Consider the following 20,853-nt stretch of genomic DNA (forward strand, 5'->3'; position numbering starts at 1 on the left):
TAACAAGGTTTACTTTACTCTCCTGCGTCTGACTACCCGCCCTGGGGTGGTTTTACGTGGAGGTCGCGTCCTGCTTGCTTTGTGAGGTTACCTATGGCGAACACCGCTGCCGGCTCAGTTGATATCATTTCCCGCCTAAATGGCAAACAAATCACCCATGTTGCCAGTGGCAATCAAATTGTGGTGCTTAATGAACCCAGCGTGGTGCGTATCCATGCGGCTACGGATAGCGTTGTTCGCTATGAGCGTCAAGGTAACGATCTGATTTTACATATGAAAGATGGTAGCACCGTACGCTATCAACACTTTTTCAAGGCAGATGCAGAAGGCCACTACAGTGAGCTGGTGTTTGATGACGGCTTGCATCAACCGGTCTATGCCGTCTTCCCTCCGACGCTGTTGGCCGCAGGGGGCGAAACCGTTGCTCTGGTGCCGGAATTTGCCGCCATCGATGGGCTATCCAGCCTGGTCTTAAGCGACGGTATTGCCTCCAATGCTGTGCTGGCTGGCGTTTTAGGCTTTCTGGCCATCGGTGCCGGGATTGGTATCGCAGCGGGTAGCAGCAGCGGTGGTGGCAGCGGCGGCGGTAATCCCAATACGCCGACTTTGACGGTAAATCCGTTGACCGGTGACAACCGTTTGAACGCGAACGAAACCCATGCATCACAGGTATTGAGCGGCGAGACAACCTTTATTGCTGCGGGTCAGACAGTTACATTGATTTTGAACGGCGTAACCTATACCACCACCGTCGGTGCCGATGGTAAATGGAGTTTCAATCTGCCCGCTTCGGTACTAGAGGGTCTGCAAGACGGCCGCTATAGCGTGATTGTCAAAGTGACCACGCCAGGCGGACAGACGCTGGAAAAAGATTTCACGCTGGAAGTGGATACCGTTGCGCCAGCGCTCACGGTTTCACCTTTGGCTGGCGACGGTATTCTGGAAGGCGCGGAACTGACTCAGCCGCTGGTGGTGAATGGTACCGCGTCGGCTGGAGATGCAGGACAAACCGTAACCGTTGGCTTTAACGGACAGACATATACCACCACGGTAGGATCTGATGGCAGCTGGAGCGTGACAATTCCGCCTTCGGCCTTGACCGGTATCAGCGTGGGTTCTCATCCGGTCACGGTGACCGTTTCCGATGCGGCGGGCAATACTACCACGGTAACTCAACCCTTGACCGTCGCGGGCAATGCTTCGCTGACTATCGGCGATTTTGCGGTGAATAATATTCTGGATGGAGCGGAACAGCAGCTTAATCAAACCATTAGTGGCAGTACCAAAGGCATTACCACCGGGCAAACTGTAACTGTAACTTTGAATGGTAAAACCTACACCGCAACCGTGGATACGAATGGTAATTGGAACCTGTCCGTACCCGCCGCCGATCTGGCGTTGCTGATGAATGGCACTAGCACCATTCATGCCTCGGTTAACGATCCGGAAGGGCGTCAGGTCACCGGCAGCCATGATTTCATGGTGAATAACAACTTCAGCGCCATAGCTATCAGCCCGGTGTCCGGCGATGGCCTGATTAATGCGACCGAAGCGCAAAGCGATATGACCGTCAGCGGCAGTACCAGCAATGTTGCTGCCGGTACTCAATTGACGCTGACTTTAAATGGCAAAACCTATACTGCGACCGTTGGCCTCAACGGCAGTTGGAGCGCGCAGATTCCGGCGGCGGATCTGGCATTGCTGGCCGATGGCAACATCACATTGACTGTAAGCGGCACTGATGCCGCCGGTAATCCGGTCAGCGGATCGCAGCAACTGGGCATTTATATCCACGATCTGCCGTCAGCTAGCCTAACCTTGCCTTTTGGTGATGGTTCATTGAACGGCGTTGACGTGCAGGGGAATCAGACATTAAGCGGTTCGACCGGAGTCAGCGGTGCGGGGCAAACCGTGAGCGTCACCATTGGTGGCATGACTTATCCGGCAGTGGTAGCAGCGGACGGCAGCTGGTCTGTCAGCATTCCGACTTCTACCTTACAAGGTTTGGGGCAAGGCCCGCAGCCGATCTCGGTGACGGTGAGCGATATCGCAGGTAACACCAATACCCAAGTCACGCCGGTATTGGTGGATACTTTCGCGCCGACCATAACCCTTTCCCCTATTGCTGGCGACGGAACAATTAACGCAGCCGAAGCCGCGTTACCGGTTGCCATTAGCGGTACTTCTTCTGAAGCGGGCTCGACTATTACGGTGAGTTTCAACGGCGGCAGCTATATCGGCGTGGTGCAAAACGACGGTACCTGGAGCGTGAATATTCCTGCCAGCGCCTTTGTCGGTCTGCCGGATGGCCCGGCATTGGTTAGCGTGACGGTCACTGACGTCGCAGGCAATACGACGACGGTCAATAAAACCGTCATTATGGATGCCGCTCCGGCTAATTTGCCAACGTTGGATATCCATAACTTTGCTGGCGACAACGTACTGGATGGCGCCGAGCAAAAAGTGAATCAAACCATCAGCGGGAGTACGACTCATATCGAAGCGGGTCAGGTTGTGACCATTACTTTGAATGGGAAAACCTACACCGCGACGGTGGATGGAGTGGGGAACTGGAGTACTCAGGTGCCTGCTGCCGATTTGGCGTTGCTAGCCAATGGAACAACCACCATCAATGCTCAGGTTGGCGATGTCAGCGGTAACCTGGCGTTTAAGAGCGAAATTATTGACGTTGATAGCACCAAGGGGGGGCTGGCTATCAACACCATCGCTGGTGATAACTTACTGAATATTCAGGAAGCGTCCGCCTCTATCAATATTACCGGTACTTCTGCCAACGTAGCCGTGGGGACGCTGTTACAGGTGACGATCGGCGGGGTGCCTTATTTTACTACGGTTCAGGCCGGCGGCGTTTGGAGCGTAACCATCCCATCGGTTAGCCTGTTCGTGTTGCCTGATGGTAGTACTCCGGTCACCGTTTCCGGGGTCGATCTAGGGGGGAACCCGGTTTCCAGTACTCTGGACTTAGGCGTATTCATACATAATCCACCCAATATTTCGGTCGATCCGCTGTTTATCGATGACAGGCTGAACGCTGCAGAAGTAGCGGTCAATCAGACGATTACCGGTTCTACCGGGATTACCGGCCCTGGCCAAACCGTGGCTGTGACTTTTGGCGGTGTCACTTATCAGGGTAATGTGGCTGTGGATGGTAGCTGGAGCATAACGCTGCCCAGTGCGGCGTTACAGGCTCTGGGGCAAGGTCTGTTGCCTTTCAGTATCATCGTTAAGGATATTGCGGGTAACGAAGGATTCTTTGCGACCAGTATTCTGGTGGATACCGTTGCGCCAACGTTAGCCGTGAACCCGGTTGCCGATGATGGCATTATCAATCTGGCGGAAGCCACTGCAACGGTAGTGATCAGCGGAACCAGTTCGGAAATTGGGGCGCAGATCAGCGCGACGCTCAACGGAAAAACCTATTTTGCAACAGTATTGTCTAACGGTACCTGGCAGTTCAGCGTGCCGCCGGCAGATCTGGTGGGGCTGGCAGAGGGCAACTATTCGCTATCTGTTATGGTAAAAGACGGCGTTGGCAACACGACAACGGTTTCACAGAATCTGACGATCGATGCCGATCCGGCCAATTTACCAACGCTGACCATCAATCCCTTTGCGGGTAACAATATTCTGGACGGTGCCGAGCAACAGGTCACGCAAAGCATCAGCGGTGTCACCACTGGTATTGAAGCGGGTAAGAGCGTGACCGTGACTTTAAACGGTAAAAGCTATACCGCAATCGTAGCCGGTGACGGCAGTTGGAGCACGCAGGTTCCCTCCGCAGATTTGGTGTTACTGGCGAATGGCAGCGCCACTATTACTGCTAGCGTCAGCGATGCAGCCGGTAATCCGGCGGTAGGCTCGGAAACTATTACGGTAAATAACCAGTTAGCCGGGCTGAGTATCAATCCGGTCGCTGGCGATAACCTGATTAATGTGGCTGAGGCCGCCAGTAATATTACCGTGAGTGGCGCCTCGACCAATGTCAATGTCGGGCAAATTGTCACTCTGACGCTCAATGGCAAAACCTATACCGCGACGATTGGAGCGGGCGGCGTATGGAGTGCGCAAATACCAGCGGCTGATTTGGCTCTGCTGGCTGATGGAACAATGACCCTGACTGCCAGCGCTACCGATGCAGGGGGTAACCCGGTTTCTGGTTCAGTAGATTTGGGTATTTATATCCACAACCTGCCGGTCGTTAGCGTCGGTCCTCTGTTTGGCGATGGTGTGGTGAATATTGCCGAAGCGGCGGTAAATCAAACCATTACCGGTAGCACTGGCATTAACGGCGCGGGGCAGAAAGTATCCATCACCGTTGGCGGCGGAACCTATACCGGAATCGTGGCGGCGGATGGTAGCTGGAGCGTCACGCTGCCAAGTGCGGCGCTGCAAGGATTGAATCAAGGCAGTCAACCGCTGATAGTGACGGTTTCCGATGCCGCCGGTAATACCAACAGCCTGAGCACGCCGATTACGGTAGATACCCAAGCTCCGTTACTGACTCTGGCACCGATCGCTGGCGACAACATTATTAACAACCCTGAAGTTCAAGGCGTAATTACGCTAAACGGGACTAGCTCAGAGCTGGGCGCTACCGTTTTTGTCACGATCAATGGACAAACCTATACCGCGGTAGTTCAGCCGGGTGGTAACTGGAGTTTGTCATTGCCAGCGGGCGCGCTGTCTGGCCTGAGCGATGGTAACTATGCGTTCACGGTGAAAGTGACGGACGCGGCGGGCAATCCGACCACGGTAACGCAAAATGTCGCCGTTGATGCCGATCCGGCTCATTTACCAACTCTGAGTATTCATGTTTTTGCGGGGAATAATATTGTTGATGGTGCTGAGCAGCAGGCCGCGCAAATCATCAGCGGTGTCAGTACCGGATTAGAAGCTGGACGTATCGTTACCATTACCTTGAATGGCAAAACCTATACCGCCGCGGTCGGCAGTGACGGCAACTGGAATACGCAGATTCCGGCGGCAGATTTGGCTCTGCTAAGTAACAGCCCGTTCACCATGACCGCCAGCGCCACGGATATTAGCGGCAACCCAGCTAACGGTAGCCAAAGTATTACGGTAGATAACACCGCTAGCGGTTTGTCCATTAGCCAGCTAACCGGTGATAACCTGATTAATGTGGATGAAGCTCTGGCCGGTGTTACGGTTAATGGTACTTCCAGCAATGTGAACGTGGGTCAAAGCGTGGTTATCACGCTGAATGGCAAAATTTATACCGCGACGGTTCAGGCTAACGGTAGCTGGAGCACCACGATCCCGACCGTTGATTTAGGGTTACTGGCCGACGGAAACATTACTTTATTCGCCACCGCTACCGATGCTGCGGGCAATTCTGTTAGCAGCAGCGCCGATCTGGGCATCTATCTACACAGCCTGCCAAACCCACAGATCAACACGCCATTTGGTAATGGCACATTAGATGCGAGTGAGGCGGCGGTTACTCAAGCTATTACCGGTACAACCGGCGTCAGTGGGTTGGGGCAAACGGTGACAGTGACTATCTCTGGCGTCGAGTATCAGGCGCAGGTTGGTACCAATGGTCAGTGGGCGCTCAATCTGCCGAGTAGCGTTTTACAGGGGATCGGCCAGGGGGCGCAGACCATTGATGTGACTGCTACCGATGCCGCCGGTAACTTCGCTAGCCATTCAATCCCAATTTTCGTCGATACCGTGCCGCCAACGCTGACTGTAGGCAATATTTCCACCGATAACGTTGTGAATGCGTTGGAAGCAACAGCCATTATACCGATTAGCGGCACGACGTCTGAGCTGGGCGCGACCGTTAGCGTTACCATTAACGGCATCACCTATACCGGCTTAGCCAATGGTTTAGGCGTCTGGACCGTCAATATTCCGGCCAACATCTTGAATCAATTACCGGATGGGACTTATCCGGTACGAGTTAGCGTCGCGGATGCTGCGGGCAATACTACCGTGGATACCCAGAATATTAAGCTGGTGACTCAAGGCGTGCCGGTTCCATTCATGAATACGCCGTTTGGCGACGGATATTTAAACGCCGCCGAAGCGGGAACCAGCCAAATTCTGACTGGCAGCACCGGCGTTTCCGGTAGTGGTCAAAGCGTCACGGTAAACGTCGGCGGTACGCCTCACTTGGTCAGCGTGGACAGCACCGGGAACTGGCAGTTGGTGCTGCAAAGCAGTGAACTTTTGGCATTGCCAAACAGTCACGTGGCGATTGTCGTTACCGCGACCGATTCATACGGAAATAGCGTGGTGTTGAACGGATCTGCGGTGGTAGATAAATTGGCACCGACGCTGAATATTGCCCCGATTACCGGCGATAACATAATCAACGCCGCAGAAGAACTGGCACCTTTGGCCGTCACAGGGACGACAGATGTTAGCGAAGCCGGACGTACGGTTTCCGTGGTATTGAACGGGATAACTTACACCGGTCTGGTGCTGAGTGACGGTAGCTGGAGTGTGGCGCTGAGCAATTCGGCGGTGCAGGCATTGGCCGATGGCAACTATACCTTGACCGTTAGTGTGCAGGATCTGGCGGGTAACCAAACCTCGGTAGATCGGGTGATTACCATTGATGCTAACCCGGCTAATTTACCGACCATCACCATCGGCGCGATTTCCGGTGATAACTATATCAGTCGGGCTGAGTCAACACAGGACGTATTGATAAACGGTGTAACTGAACGCGTCGAGCAAGGTCGTCAGGTCACCGTTGTGTTAAATGGGAAAAGCTATTTCGGTACGGTGCAGCCGAACGGCAGTTGGTCGGTAACGGTACCGGCCGCAGACGCTACGCTGTTGCCGGAAGGGCCACTCACGGCGCGTGCCAACGTTAGCGATTTGGCCAATAACCCAGCCTCGGATGTTCATCAAGTCACGGTCATTGCGTCGCTGGCGGATCAGCCTTCTCTGACGGTTGGAACCGTGGCTGGCAACGATATTATTGATTTGCAGGAAAGTCACTCGCCGCTGATTATTTCAGGGACCAGCCAGCGGGTTCCGGCTAATCAAACGGTGACCGTGACGTTAAACAGTAAAACCTATACCGCGCAGGTTCAGGCCGACGGTAGCTGGCAGGTCAGCGTGCCTTCTGCCGATGTGAAAAACTTGCCGCAGGGCAGTAATACCATTGAAGCCAGCGTGAACGATGCGGCGCAGAACCCGGCTAATGCGACTCACCCTGTTAGCGTGGATACTCAGGCACCGCTGCTGGTGGTGGACGTGGATACCAGCATTAACGGCGTGCTGAATCTGGCGGACGCATTGCTGGGCTTGGTGGTTCACGGCACCTGTGTTGGCGATACGGGCCTACAGGTGACCGTTACCGTCGCGGGCAAACCTTATCAGGCGACGGTGCAGAATGACGGCACCTGGACTTTAACCATCCCAACGGCGGATTTACTGCTGCTGGGTGATGGTTCGTTGGTCGGCGGAATGAATGTAAGCGTCACTGATGCCGCCGGTAATAAATCCGAACAGGTGGTAGATTTGACCGTCGCGGTGCATCAATTACCGACGCTAACCTTCGACCCGCTGTTCACCGATGGCATTCTGAATCATGCCGAAGCTGCTGTAAGCACCACTTTGACCGGTGTCAGCAGTGGGCTGGACGTGGGGACACCGGTAACCTTAACCCTTAATGGTGTAGGTTATCTGGGCAGCGTGACCTCGTTGGGCGTGTGGCAGGTGAACGTCAATGCATCGGTACTAACCGGTTTGGCTGACGGCACGCTGCAAGTTTCGGTTTCCGCTACGGATCCGACTACCGGCAACCCGGCCAACGGTTCGGCCAGTCTGGATGTGCTAACGCATAATATTCCGAATGTCACTTTCCCAACCTTGCCGTTTGGCGACGGCCTTATCAGTAAAGCGGATTCCGATTTAACCCAGTTATTAACCGGTCAAACCGGCGCTACCGGTGCTGGACAGACAGTTTCCGTCAATATTAACGGTGTGGACTATCTGGCTAATGTGGCATTGAATGGTACCTGGACGCTGTCAGTGCCGAGTCTGATCCTCACCGGTTTGACCGACGGTTCACACACTATTACCGTCACGGCAACCGACCGCGCGAAAAACGTGAGCGTGGAAAGTGTAGACTTCACCTCGATTATCAACAGCATGCCAGCACCGACCATCAGTTCCGTCAGTTTTGGCACCGAGCTGAATGCGACCGAGGCGCTTTCTCCAGCGCTATTGACCGGTACTGTGGGAACCCCCGGGACTTTTGGCAATGTGCAGGGTGTCACGGTCTTTATCAACGGTTTTGGCTATACCGCCACGCTACCGAATCCGCAGGATGGCACCTGGTCTCTCAGCGTACCGTCAGCAATATTGAAGGCCTTGCCGGACGGTTCATGGCCGATTCAGGTGGTGACCACCGATGCGGCGGGTAATACAGGTTCTGTGACTGGCTCGGTCGATGTACTGATTCACGGTCTGCCAAATCCGACCTTCAATCTTCCGTTTGGCGATGGCATTTTGACGTACGCGGAAGGCGCACTGACGCAAAATCTGACCGGTACCACCGGCGCGCTCGGGGCGGGGCAAACGGTGACCGTCGTCATTGACTCACTGGCGGGGTTAACCTTTAGCGTTACTGCGAATGCGGACGGCACCTGGTCGCTGCCTCTGAGTTCCAGTGTGTTGCAGTCTCTGGCTGGTGGAAACCATACCCTTAGCGTCACCGTCACCGACCGGGCGGGCAATGAAGCCACTATCACGCCGCCGCCGTTTTTATCGCAGCAGCAATTGCCTTTGCCAACCATCGATACTCTGTCGTTTGGCACCAGCCTGAACGCATCGGAAGCCGCTGGTCTGATTATTATTCGCGGGACTACCGGATTGAGCGGTTTGGGCCAGAACGTTTCTCTGAAAATTGATATTGCTGGTGTAAGTTACCCCGGCATTGTTGATTCAGTCGGCGGCTGGTCGGTGAACATTCCTGCCGGTGCGTTAGGTGGTTTACTCAACGGTTCCCATTCTGTCAATGTCACCGCGACCGATTCGGTGGGCAATAGCGGCAGCATCAGCACGCCGTTCGATAGTTATGTTGTGTTACCTGTTCCAACGATCAATACGCCAATCTTTGGCGACTATCTGAGCGCCAACGAATCGAACGCTGGAGTCACCTTTACCGGAAACTCCGGCACTTTAGGTGCGGGTCAAAGCGTGAAGTTTTACATCAATGGCTCAGAATATACGGCGACCGTTAACCCATTAACCGGATTCTGGACTGCGCCTGTTAGTTCTCCTGACTTAAAACTGTTGGTGGATGGCGTACAAACCATGAACGTAGTGGTGACGGACGCTGGCGGTAACGTTGTGAATACGACCCAAGAATTCACCTCCGTTATTCATAATTTGCCGACCATCACCGTTGGAGCTTACAGCTTCGGTAGCGAGCTGGACTTTAGCGAGAGTCATACTAATCAGACAATTAGCGGAACGACCACCCACATCGGTATTGGTCAGCAAATTACCGTGAATGTCGGCAGTCTGGGGCCGCTAACGGCTACCGTTGGTGTGGGCGGAATCTGGTCACTGACGTTAACGCCGGTTCAAATGACGGCGGCAAGCTTGGGCGCCAGCCCGGTACATGTTTCTACATCTTATACGGATATGGCCGGTAATCCGTCCACGGGCACCGATCTGCCAGACTTTACCCTGAGCCTGACGCCGCCGGCGGTTAACCTAACGATCAACGCGGTTGCTGGCGATAACGTCATTAACGTTGCGGATAATTTACAGGGTTTACCTACTGACCTTATTACCATTAGCGGCACCGTTACTGGTGCGAACCCCTTATTACAAACCGTTACGGTATTGATTAACGGCGTGCCGGTTTCCGTATCGTTACCGATTACCAGTAATACCTGGACCACTCAGGTATTGGCCTCGCTGTTTGCCAACAACGCGACAACCACCGTTGAAGCAACGCTGGTGGGCATTGGCAGCCCGGCTTCGGCCACGGTATCCGTTATCCGTGATACCACGGCTCCAACGCTGACGCTGGCTGATTTTGCGGGTGACAACATATTGACCATCGACGAATCTCAAAGCAGCAAGACAATCAGTGGCACCGCCTCACTGGATGTGGTTGGGCAGGTGGTTACCGTCACGCTGGGAGCCAAAACCTACTTTGCAGAGGTATTGGCGGGTGGCACTTGGAGCGTGACGGTGTCGCCTACCGATCTACAAGCGCTGGCGCAGGGGAACGTCACTCTGTCAGCCTCGGTGAAAGACAGTGTGGGTAACGTGGGTGGCGCGAGTGAAACCATTGTGGTTGATACCGTAGCGCCGCTTATTTTGCTGGATGTCGGTACTAATCTGTTGAATAACCTCGGCGGATTGTTATCAGGTACGGCGACCGGTGCGGAAGGTAAAACTTTGACCATTACGCTGGGGAGCAATCCGGCAAACGTGATCAACGTAGTGGTGGGATCCGATGGTAAATGGACGGCCAATATCGATCCCTCCAATCTGGTTGGTCTGATTAACGGTCCGCTGGTGGCGGATATTACCGTGACCGATGGCGTAGGTAATACCGCAGATACCCATGTGACTCTTAGCGTGGCGCTCAACAATACGCTGGCGCTGGTGGTTGACCCGCTGTTTAACGGTGGCTACCTGAACGCCGCCGGAACTTTGGTTTCGCAGGTTATTTCCGGCGTTGCCACCGGAGCCGGTTTAGGGGCCAAGGTGAATCTAACCCTCGGCGGTGTGTCGCTGGAAGCAACGGTGGGTAGCAATGGTAAATGGAGTCTGACGATTCCGAGTGCCCAGTTAGGTAACCTCAGCGACGGTTTGGTTCACTTGGATCTGGTGCTGACCGATGCTAACGGTAACATCACCAATAAAGTGGTGGATCTGAACGTACTGAGTCACTTGCTGCCGAGCTTTGGAACCACCAGTCAGGTGTTTGGCCCCGATGGCATTCTGAGCGCGGCGGAAGCCTTAACCACTCAGACGCTGAGCGGTGTAATTAACAACGTTGCGCCGGGGGCGTTAGTCACGGTAACCGTAGGCAGTGCCTTGCTGTACACCACGGTCGGCGCTGGCGGTGCCTGGAGCATCAATCTATTACCAGCGTTGCTGGGTGGATTACAGGATGGTTCGTTGCAAATTGGCGTTTCGGTGAAAGATGTGGCCGGGAATATTGTTAATTCGGCGCTAAATCTGAATGTTTTAACTCACAACCTGCCAAGCATTACCCTGAACCCGATCTTTGGCGATGGAATCCTGAATCTGGCGGATGTATCGCTGGGGCAGGTCATCAGCGGTGTGACCAAGAATCTACCGGCTGGATCGACCGTCAATATTCTGTTTGGCAGTACGCCACTTAGTGCCATCGTTGGGGCGGACGGTACCTTCTCCGTACCGGTTCCGGCGGGCTTGCTAAGTGCGCTGACCAACGGCACGGTGAATGTGACCGCTAACGCCAGCGATGCGGCGGGCAACCCGACATCGTCAACCGGTGTGCTGAATGTCAGCGTCACCTTACCGCAAATTACCTTGCCAGCACTGTTTGGTGATGGATCCCTGAGTTTGGCGGATACCGCAGTGGCTCAGTTGATATCCGGTACGGTGAGCGGTGTAGCCGCCGGAACTCAGGTTAAAGTGAGCCTAGGGGGGAAAGATTTCTTCGGCGTTACCGCAGCCAACGGCAGCTTCAACATTACTTTGCAACCGGCCGATCTGAAAGCGCTGGCGGACGGTAATCTGTCTGCCATTGTCTCGGTGACCGATGCGGCAGGCAACACCGGCACCGCCAACGGCGCGCTGAATGTCATTATCAACAACGTACCGAAACTGATACTCAACCCAATCTTCGGCGATGGTCTGCTCAGTCTGGCCGATTCCTTACTGCCGCAGATTATTAGCGGGCAGGTGGTCAACGGTGTGGTTGGCTCGCAGGTTCAGGTGACGGTGGGAGCCACGACGCTGTATGCAACGGTCGGAGCCGGTGGAATTTGGAGCCTGCCTGTGCTGCCAGGAATTCTCTCCGGATTACTGGACGGTACGCAAAACATCAGCGTTTCTCTCACTGATAGCGTCGGTAACACCAGTAGCGCCAGCGGCTCGGTAAAAGTGCAAATCCATGCACTGCCAACCCTGACGGTGCAACCGATCTTTGGCGACGGCGTTCTCAGCGTGGCGGATCTGTTGACGGCGCAAACCATCAGCGGGACGTCGACCAACGTGGCCGTGGGAACGCAGATCAGTGTCACGCTGAATGGAAAAACCTACCTGACTACGGTGGGGACCGGCGGTGGCTGGAGCGTGGCGGTACCACCATTGGATCTGAAAGCGATTCTGACCGATGGCAGCATATCGGTTAACGCGAGTCTGACGGATGCAGTGGGCAACCCGGCAACGGTTTCCGGCTTGCTGAATGTTATTTCTAACGCGCTGCCGAGCCTGACGTTAGACCCCATCTTTGGCAACGGTTTGCTGAACGCGACGGAAGCGGCGCTGACTCAAACTATCAGCGGGCAAACCACCAACGCGGTGGGTTCAACGGTGAATCTGACCGTAGGCGGGCTACATTTCAGTACCACCGTGGGCGCGAACGGCAGTTGGAGCATCGCCATACCGCCGACCAGTTTGTCCCAGTTGCTGGATGGCACTATTGGCGTTAGCGCCAACCTGGTGAACGCCGCGGGTAATAGCGCGGGCGCGGCAGTCAATGTGACGGTGGGCATTCACAACCTGCCTACTTTAAGTCTGGGCACCTTCTTTGGGACGGACCACTACCTGAACGCCGCCGAAGCGTTGGCCGCGCAGGTAATCTCCGGCACCAGTACTCATGCGGCGGGGGGGACCGTTACCATTACCTTGGGCGGCGCTACGCTGACGGCTAGCGTCAATCTGGATGGCACCTGGAGCGTGCCAATCACGCCATCGGTGCTGACCGGATTACTGGATGGTACTGCCAACATTGGCGTGACACTGACCGATGCCGTGGGCAATAGCATCACTGATAACTCCTCCTTTACCGTTAAAACCCATGCGTTACCGCTGCTGGGGATTAACCCGGTTACCAGCCTATTGGGGATATTGCTAAATGGTCTGGTGGTTTCCGGTAGCAGTAAAAACGTCAGCCCGCCTGCGCAAGTCAGCGTGACCTTGCTGGGCCAGACACTACAGGGCGATATTGCTCCAGATGGTAAATGGAGCGTGAAATTCACCGGTTCCATTCTGAATCTACTGAATCTGGGCAACCTGCTGACTACGCTGGTCAACGTCGCGGTTACTGATGAAGCCGGCAACCATAAAGAGTTAACCGTCGGCTTGGGCGTGGGGTCTGTGCTGCCGCTTTCTCTGTCGGCAGAATCAGAGGCTCAGGCCACCAGCTTTATGCTGACCAGCGATACTGACACCAGCCACACCACCACGTCAGATCAGCATCAAACGGCGGCGATTAATGGTGAAAGTACCGATACCGGATTACACACTGCGGCTGCGGCGAATACGGTACAGGCGGAATCCACGTTGGTCGAACCATTGGCGCAGCAAATCGATAGCATCCTGATCACGGATGTGACCGAGGGCGGCTACACCATCGGCGGCGTTACGCTGAATCTAGCGGATGGCACCGTGCTAAGCGGTGAGTCGCTGACCGGTAGCGTCGAGAACGATGAGTTCATTCTGAATACTATGGACTTTACTCATATCGACGGCGGTTTGGGCACCGATACCTTGTTGTTGGGCGGTCTGCATCAGGTGCTGGATCTCACCAGTCTGGGGCTGAAAGTCGAACATATCGAGGTTATTGATTTAGGCACCAGCGGGACTAACAGCATTGTGCTTAATCTACATGATGCTTTAACCATCACTGATAAACCGCAGGACGACCTGCTGATTAAAGGTGCGGAAGGTAGTCAGGTTACGTTGAGTCATACCGAAGGCGGCGTCTGGAGCAGCGTGAGCCAGCGTATCGTTGATGGGCAAACCTTTGACGTATACCACAACTCGTCATTAGACAGCAGCAATACTCTGGGTGATGTACTGGTGCAGCACGGTTTGCAGGTGCATCTGGCCTGAGGCTAAGCGGCGGCGAGGTGACGGCATGTCCCTCGCCGTATTTTTATAATAAATCAGATGGTTAAACGCTGGATTCATCAGCGCGAAATACGAGGTTGGGAAGTATCGGAATGGGTGCCTGGGAGCGCCTTTTTCGCAGGGCGCAAAGCCAGTCGGCGTGACTGGCTGATACATCAGTACAGCAACATGATTCTAATAAAGAATCTCGGCAACGGAGTCGTGTCGGTGATGAAAAAAACACAGCAGCACCTTCTGCCCTGGCGCATTGTGGGCAACTTGTTGGCAGTAGGTATTTTTTCAATTGGAATTAATGCCGCTACGCTGGCTGAAAATGTGCCACCGGCGGCAGTTTTTAACTGGCAGGCGGCACCCAGCGAGGAAGCCCTTGCTGAACTCAGTCTGCGGGAAGCCATTCTGCGGGCTTTTGCACGTAATCCGCAAATCGCTCAGGCGTCCGCGCAAATTCGGGTGGGACAGGGGGATTTGGACGTCGCTGAAAGTGCCTGGTATCCGCAAATTTCTTTACAGGGAACGGCGGGGAAATCCCATCAAACTGATTCTGCCGGTAGCCTGAATAGCAACGCTTCTGCTGGTGTGATGCTCAGTCAGTTGTTGTATGACTTCGGGAAAACCGGAGGCAGCATTGATGAACAGAAACAACTCTCCGACGCCTATCGCTATGAATTGTTTAACACGATGACCGCCGTGGGGTTAAGCACTTTACAGGCCTATTTACAGGTCAAACGCTATCAGGCGCTCACCGCCGCGGCCAGAGACAATCTGGCTTCTCTAGAGCGAGTCAGAGACATTGCCCAACTGCGGGCGGATGCCGGTCTCAGCTCTCAGTCCGACGTATTACAGGCCGGAACCCGCATTGCCGGTATGGTGGCGACGCTGGAGCAATATCGGGCGCAGCAGCGCTCGGCTCAGGCGCAGCTTACGGTTCTTACCGGTGTGGTTTCCGACAATCTGCCGGATCTGCCTAAAACGCTACTCAATCAGAAAATTGCTCTAAACGCGATTCCTTATGATGCCAGCAGCGCGGTGCGGGGGGCGGAATCCAAGCAGCAGGCGGCAATGGAACGGGTACGACAAAATCAGGCGCAGCACTGGCCGACGTTTAAAGTACAGGCGGGGCGTACTCGCTATGAAAATGACTCACGATCTTACTGGGACGATCAGGTTCAGTTGGCAGTGGAAGCGCCTCTGTATCAAGGGGGCGCGGTCAGCGCACGAGTACGTTCTGCCGAAGGAGCCAGAGCTGCTGCGCAGGCTGAAGTGGAAAAAGCCAAGCTAGATGTGAACCAACGTGCCTCAACCGCTTATGCCGACATGATTGGGGCTCAGCAGCGCCAGCTCGCCGGCGAGCAGCAGTTACAAAGCGCGCGTCATACCCGCGAGGTTTATCAGGATGAATATAAGCTCAGCAAGCGCAGTCTGAACGATTTGCTCAGCGTGGAACAGGATGTATTGCAGGCCGATTCAATGCGTCTGATGGCGCTGTATGACGGCTGGGATGCCACCGCGCGTTATGCCGCTGCGGTAGATAATCTGGTCGATATGTTAGGAATTGATCGTGTGGCCCAGAGCGGTGAAAAACTCCCCGCTCTCTGATAACCGCCCCTTACGCGATTGAGGTAAGGATGAGGTGTTTAATTGACCGTTTCTGATGAGGCGACAGGGGTAACATGACAGTACAATCAACGCCAACGGAGGTTTGGATCACTGCAATGGCAAGGGTTGCCAGCCGCTATGGTCAACCGGCCGATATCCATTTCCTCGGCCAGCAAATGCGCTGGTATGAACAACTCAGCTGGCCACGCCAGTTGGAGCGACTCAGTAGTTTGCTGGGATTACAGGTAACGCTGGTTCCGATCAGCAAAGTCCATTGGCGCAATGAATTAATGCCGGTGCTGCTAGAGCTGGAACCGGGCAGCGTAGCGGTAGTCGAAGGCATCACTGAAGCAGGCCTCGCCAATTATTGGTTGAGCGACGGCGGCGATTTGGTGCGAGAAGCGGAGCTGCCAGAGCTGCTGGCGCGCAGTCCGGGCATGGCCATTATGGTTGGCATTGCCGCCCGAGGCCGTGACCAGCGCATTGATGAATTTGTGCAACCTTACCGCAAACATTGGTTTTGGCGACATTTTCGCGGTGCCGGACGCAAAATTGCCGAAATTTCGCTGGCGTCAGTCATAGGTAACGTACTGGCGCTGGGGGGAATTCTCTTCTCCATGCAGGTCTACGACCGGGTGATTCCAGCACAGTCTTATTCGACGCTGTGGGTGCTGTTCATTGGCGTACTGCTGGCGGCGGCGATGGAGTATGTCATTCGACTGACCCGCACGCAGGTTTCGGATCTGATGGGGAAAAGCATCGATCTGAAAGTGTCCTCCATGCTGTTTGTGCGTGCGATGGCGATTAAGAACGAAGCGCGTCCGAAATCTACCGGTTCTTTTATCTCACAACTGCGTGAAATCGATCAGGTACGAGAGCTGCTGACGTCCACTACCGTGGGCGCGGCGGCGGATATGCCTTTTGTGCTGTTGTTTTTAGCGATAATGGCGTTTATCGGCGGCCCGTTGGTGATTATTCCGCTGCTGGCGATCCCGCTGATTGTGATTCCCGGTTTACTGATTCAATGGCCGATGGCCAAGCTGGCGAAAGAAGGGATGCGCGAAGGCGCATTGCGTAACGCCATTTTAGTCGAAACTATCGAAGGCATCGAAGACATAAAAGCGTTGCAGGCTGAGCCGTATTTCCAGCGTCAATGGGAACAAACTCATGAAGTCAGCGCTGCAGTAGGGATGAAACAGCGTCTGTGGGGCGCCCGCCTGACCGGTTGGGCATCAACGGTACAGCAGCTAACCTACGCCGGTATGCTGGTATTCGGTACTTATCTGGTTTTGGCCGGAGATATCACCACAGGTACGCTGGTCGCTAGCAGCCTGCTTTCCTCGCGAACTATTGCGCCGTTGATGCAATTAACCATGGTGTTTTCCCGTTGGCAACATGCCAAAAGTGCCATGACCGGTCTGGACGAATTGCTGAAAAAACCGCTGGATCGGCCAGAAGATGGCGAACTGGCGCATTGTCCGGTACTCAACGGCCACTATTTGCTGCGCAACGTGCAATACACCTACGATGCGGAGAAAGGGCAAAATGTTATTGGTATCGGCTCGCTGGAAATCAAACCCGGAGAGAAAGTGGCGATTCTTGGCAAAGTCGGTGCGGGGAAAACCACTTTACTGAAGCTATTAGCCGGTCAGGCTAGCGCCAGCAAAGGCAAAGTTATTATTGATGGCGTGGATATGCAGTGCATTGAACCCGCCGACTTGCGTCGCCAGTTGGGCTTTCTCTCGCAGGATTCCCGTCTGTTCTTCGGCTCCTTGCGCCAAAACCTGATGCTTGGTCATCCGCACGCTACTGAGCAGGAAATGCTTCAGGCGCTGCGTATCAGCGGTGCGCTCAGTTTGGTACAGCAGGACGCCGCCAGCTTGGATCGCATTATTAATGAAGGGGGACGCGGTTTGTCCGGCGGCCAGCGCCAAATGGTATTGCTTAGCCGAATGATATTGCGTAACCCGCAGGTAGTTCTGATGGATGAGCCTACCGCTTCTATGGATGAACAGCTAGAAGACTATGTTATTCGCCAAATGAATGCGTGGCTCACCGGGCGCACCTTAGTGCTAGTGACTCATCGGCCAGCGCTGCTGAAATTGGTTGACCGCATTATCGTGATGGAGGGGGGACGGGTGATTGCCGACGGCCCGCGCGACCAGATTCTCAATGCGGTATCCGCGGCAGAAAAATCCAGACAGGGTGCAGCGTAAGGGGAATTAGCATGGCAAATTTAGGCTTGCAGCAAGAAATGGCCCAACAGGAACGGCGGATTTCCGCCATTATCTGGTTTACGCTGGTGGGGATGGTGGTGATGTTTGTCTGGGCATATTTTGCCATTCTGGATGAAGTGACGGTGGGGGTAGGGAAGGTCACGCCCTCCAGCCGTGCGCAGCTGATTGAAAGTCTGGACGGCGGTATTATCGATGAGCTGTTGGTGCATGAAGGTGCCATTGTCAGTAAGCAACAGGTGCTGGCTCGTCTCGATCCCACGCGTTTTCAATCCAATTATGGCGAAGCTGCTGCGCGGGTGACGGCTTTGCGTGCTTCTTCAGAGCGTTTACGGGCGGAGCTGACAGGAGAGAAACTGGTTTTCAGCGCCAAAACCTTAAAAGAACCGGCTTTAGCAGCGCGAGAAATGCAGCTTTACCTCTCACGGCGACAAAATATGATGGAAACTGTCAGCAACCTTCAGCAGTCTCTCAAACTGGTTCAGCAAGAGCTGCAAATGACGGAGCCTCTGGTTGCGAAAGGTGCGGCCAGCCAGGTTGAGGTGATCCGACTACGGCGGCAAGTGAGTGAGATCCGCGGCAAAATCGATGATGCTCGCAACCAATATGCGGTCAGGGCGCGTGAAGAGCAGGTGAAAAACAATGCCGATCTGGATGCCCAGCTTCAGGTGGTTGCCGGCAAAGAAGATCAGCTGACGCGCACCACCTTGATATCGCCGGTGCGCGGCATAGTAAAAGATATTCAGGTTTCCACTGTGGGCGGCGTGTTACAACCCGGCGGTAAGCTGATGGAAATCGTTCCTATAGAAGAACAGCTCTTAATTGAAACGCGAATCAACCCGCGTGATATCGCCTATATTCGCCCCGGATTACCGGCCACGGTAAAAATTACTGCTTACGATTCATCAATTTATGGAAATCTTACCGGAGAGGTAGAGTCTGTATCGCCAGACACATTACAGGACGAAGTGCGGCGCGATCAGTTTTACTATCGCGTGTATGTACGCACCGACAGGGCAGAGTTAACCAATAAAGCCGGTAAAGCTTTCCCGATATTACCAGGAATGGTTGCTAGCGTAGAAATAAAAACCGGGCAAAAATCGGTGATGGATTACTTGATAAAACCGCTTAATAAAGTGAAGGAGTCTCTGCGGGAACGCTAATTATTTACTGAGAATCCTCAGTCTACGCTCAAAATAAACCCCCAAACCCTTTCTTGTTGAAGGGTTTTATTTCGTTTGTTAGGCGGGGAATTCACTCGGTAATCTGAGCTTTACGTGCTGAAATAAATTAATGAAACTATACATCTCAATAATTATCACGTGTAACTATTTAGCAAACAGCAGAAACAAATATCCTCAATCTCTCCTTAATTGTGATAAATAAAAAAAGCCGATCAAGAGATCGGCCGTTAAATAAACGTATTTATAGAGATGCTTTAATCCGAAATGTGGGTAATAGCAAAAATAATGATGATAGCGGAATTATTATATCGTGATGGCTTACGGTGTTTCTTATCAATTAGTGCTAAAAATGAACTCCAGTTAATTCTTTGATTTTAATGTATTTTTTATTTTATCTTGATTTTTGGTGCTATAAATAATGTATTTTATAGTTCTGTGAAAGTTCGCTCGTATTTACATTATGAAACCCTTAGTTGCTGTATTGAAACATGTTCGGCTATTTAGTAGCATTTTCTGTATAGATTAATATTATTCTTATTACCACAATAGCAATACCCAATTGGGATAAATTGCTCGTCAGAGCAGTGGCGATAATAAGACATAATTACCGAGGATAATAACGATGAAACTTCGAGTTCTTTCTCTGCTGGTTCCAGCATTATTAGTAGCGGGTACCGCAGGCGCAGCTGAAATTTACAACAAAGACGGTAATAAACTGGATCTGTACGGAAAAATTGATGGCCTTCATTATTTTTCTGATAACAACGGTGTGGATGGCGATCAGTCTTACATGCGTTTTGGCCTGAAAGGCGAAACCCAAATTAGCGATCAACTGACTGGTTACGGCCAGTGGGAATATCAGGCAAACCTGAACAAAGCTGAAAGTGAAGATAACAAAAACTTCACTCGTGTCGGCTTTGCCGGTTTGAAGTTCGCTGACTTCGGTTCACTGGATTATGGCCGTAACTACGGCGTGGTTTATGACGTCACTTCCTGGACTGACGTACTGCCAGAATTCGGTGGCGACACTTACGGCCCGGATAACTTCCTGTCTCAGCGTGGCAACGGCATCCTAACCTACCGTAACAACAATTTCTTCGGTTTGGTTGATGGCCTGAACTTCGCTATGCAGTATCAAGGCAAAAACGGCAGTGGCACCGAAACCAATAATGGCCGTGATGTTCAGGGTCAAAATGGCGACGGCTACGGTATGTCCGTGTCCTACGATCTGGGCTGGGGCGTAAGCGCATCTGCGGCGTTCGCTAGTTCGAAACGGACTGACGACCAGAACGCTCCAGGTATCTATGGTCACGGCGACCGTGCGGATGCCTATACCGGTGGCCTGAAATATGACGCGAATAACGTTTATCTGGCGGCAAACTACACCCAAACTTACAACTTGACTCGTTTTGGTGATTTCAAAAACACCAGCGCTGACGCGGCTTACGGCTTCGCTAACAAAGCGCAAAACATTGAGTTAGTGGCTCAGTATCAATTTGATTTTGGTCTGCGTCCTTCCTTGGCTTACCTGCAATCCAAAGGTAAAGACATGGGTAACTACGGCGACCAGGATTTGGTTAAGTATGTTGACGTCGGCGCGACCTACTTCTTCAACAAAAACATGTCTACCTACGTTGATTACAAAATCAACCTGTTGGATGACACTGCCTTCACCAAAAATGCCGGTATCAACACTGATGATGTCGTCGCGGTTGGTTTGGTTTACCAGTTCTAATCCCGATGGT

General features: G+C 53.4%; 5 protein-coding genes. All 5 read left to right on the forward strand.

What is annotated here, in order from left to right:
* The first annotated feature begins 93 nt into the window (after window positions 1-93).
* The 5 genes from PL78_RS16940 (at window position 94) to ompC (ending at window position 20,843) form a co-directional block, all read left to right on the forward strand.
* On the forward strand, window positions 94-14,076 hold the full coding sequence (locus tag PL78_RS16940) for an Ig-like domain-containing protein (RefSeq protein WP_064517330.1): 13,983 nt from the start codon (window positions 94-96) through the stop codon (window positions 14,074-14,076).
* 228 nt (window positions 14,077-14,304) lie between these two features.
* Window positions 14,305-15,690, forward strand: coding sequence for a TolC family outer membrane protein (locus tag PL78_RS16945; RefSeq protein ID WP_084414386.1), 1,386 nt, complete (start codon window positions 14,305-14,307; stop codon window positions 15,688-15,690).
* Window positions 15,691-15,764: 74 nt separating this feature from the next.
* Window positions 15,765-17,906: a type I secretion system permease/ATPase gene (locus PL78_RS16950; RefSeq protein WP_064517333.1), complete on the forward strand. Its 2,142-nt coding sequence runs from the start codon at window positions 15,765-15,767 to the stop codon at window positions 17,904-17,906.
* Between the two features lie 11 nt (window positions 17,907-17,917).
* The gene (locus PL78_RS16955; RefSeq protein WP_064517335.1) at window positions 17,918-19,087 is read left to right on the forward strand and encodes a beta-barrel domain-containing protein; all 1,170 of its coding nucleotides are present in this window, start codon (window positions 17,918-17,920) and stop codon (window positions 19,085-19,087) included.
* 643 nt (window positions 19,088-19,730) lie between these two features.
* On the forward strand, window positions 19,731-20,843 hold the full coding sequence (gene ompC / locus PL78_RS16960; protein WP_064517338.1) for a porin OmpC: 1,113 nt from the start codon (window positions 19,731-19,733) through the stop codon (window positions 20,841-20,843).
* Window positions 20,844-20,853 lie beyond the last annotated feature (10 nt).

This window comes from Yersinia entomophaga (assembly GCF_001656035.1).
GTDB classification, from domain to species: Bacteria; Pseudomonadota; Gammaproteobacteria; order Enterobacterales; family Enterobacteriaceae; genus Yersinia; species Yersinia entomophaga.